At 32.9% G+C, this 1,754-nt stretch carries 1 protein-coding gene; it reads right to left on the bottom strand.

The window, feature by feature from the left end; translation table 11 throughout:
• Nucleotides 1-190: 190 nt before the first annotated feature.
• Nucleotides 191-1,754, bottom strand: a 1,564-nt coding sequence (lip, locus tag CD121_RS11260; protein WP_257214298.1) for a YSIRK-targeted triacylglycerol lipase, incomplete at its 5' end; no start/stop codon positions are given.

Here is a 1,754-nt window from a genome sequence, read left to right as displayed (position 1 = left end):
TTACTATAGTCACTATTAATTTTTAAATATAAAAGAGCACCTAACAAATATATTAAATTTTGTTAGGCGCATTTTTAAACTTTTTTATTTAAATAATTCTTTTAACACTTTGAATAATGAACCGATTAATTGGAAGAAGTCTCCAGACATATCGCATTCTCCTTTCTTTATTTTCTATATAATTACTTATTTAAGCATGTGCCTTTTCCTCTGATGTTAGTTTTTCACTTTCTACTAAATCAGCTGCTAAGCCATGCCAGAATTGTTGTAATTCTTCTCTAGTTCTCACTGTATCAGAGCTATCTTGTCCGACAAAGTCAACGTGGTCCCAATCGTGTCTTGTTGGTGTTACTTGCCAAATGCCCTTTTGATTTTTATCTGTAGCATTTGTATATTTTTGATTAAATGGGTGTTGTGAAGAAATAACTGATACAAGGCCATCATTTTCACGCCATTCTTTTTCAGTTGCTTTACCAATTACGTTACCAGTTAAAGTAAACGGCAAGAACATATTTAAATCTGCTTTTTGTCTACCAAACAATCCTTTATGAGTTGCTTCACCTGTATATGTTTTATAGACAATGTTTGGATTTAATGATGTTTTACGGTTTAAATCTGTAGCACCATCTCTAGTTAAATCGTATAACCCGCTATCTTGTGATTTCCATAGTTTAGAATTTTTAACACGTTTGACATAGTCAATGTATGATTCGTTAGGTTTTTGTTTTAAGCCCCATTGAGATAGTCCGAAATCCACTCTTGAATCTTTATTACCAAATGCTTTACCTATATCATAAACCACTTGTCTTACAACCGCTTCATTTCCGATTAAATCAGATGCATGCGTACCATTGTGAGGTGTTCCTAATGTTGTAATTGAAGAAACCATATTATCATTATTACCTTTATACAATGGTGAAATTGTGCCACCATGTTTCTTCTGATAATCAATTTCTTCTTGATTACCATTTCTTAATAGTTCTTCAAGTTGTCGAATCGTTTGACCACCCATACTATGTCCTACTAAATGGACTTTTTGACCAGGTTGCCAATCTTTATAAACACCTTCGTACGTTTTACCATAACGGTCATGACCGTATTTTGCAGCGTGAGCAGCACCGTAGTCTACACGACCACCTTTAATATAGTAGTAAAGTTCTACTGCTCTATCATAGTTACTACCAAAAGCACTGATACTTGCTTCGTATGATTTATAACCATTTTCTTCTAAGTCTTGGCGAATATTCATTTTATCGCCACCCCAATAGTGTGAAAGTACTGCTGGGTTAATATCATCTGTAAAACCATTGAATCCATGTACTAGAATAATTGGATCATGGTTTTTATATTGATCTTGTTTAGCCTTCTTGTTTGTTTGATCTTTATTAGCAACAGTGGCATTATTTTTAGATTTATTGTTTAAGGTTGCTACTGAATTTGATTTTAAAGCTTTCAAACCATCTTTTTCTTCTTTATCTTTTTTACTTGGATTATCTTTTGATAGTGTAGTAGTACCATTTTCTAATTCATCTAAAGAAATAGCTTGTTTCTTTTGTTTTGTTGATTTAGAGGCATCTGTTTGATTTAATCCTTTATTATCTTTCGAAGCAGTTTGTTGAGCAGTTACTTTATTTTGTGGCTGTGTTGTTTTACCTACTCTACTGAATTCTGGATCCACTTGCTTCTCTTTATCTGCTTTGTTGTATTCCGGATCTACTTGCTTCTCTTTATCTTCTTTGTTGTATTCCGGATCT

This window comes from Staphylococcus pasteuri, assembly GCF_003970495.1.
Classification (GTDB): Bacteria; Bacillota; Bacilli; order Staphylococcales; family Staphylococcaceae; genus Staphylococcus; species Staphylococcus pasteuri.
This window is presented reverse-complemented; position numbering and strand designations above follow the sequence as displayed.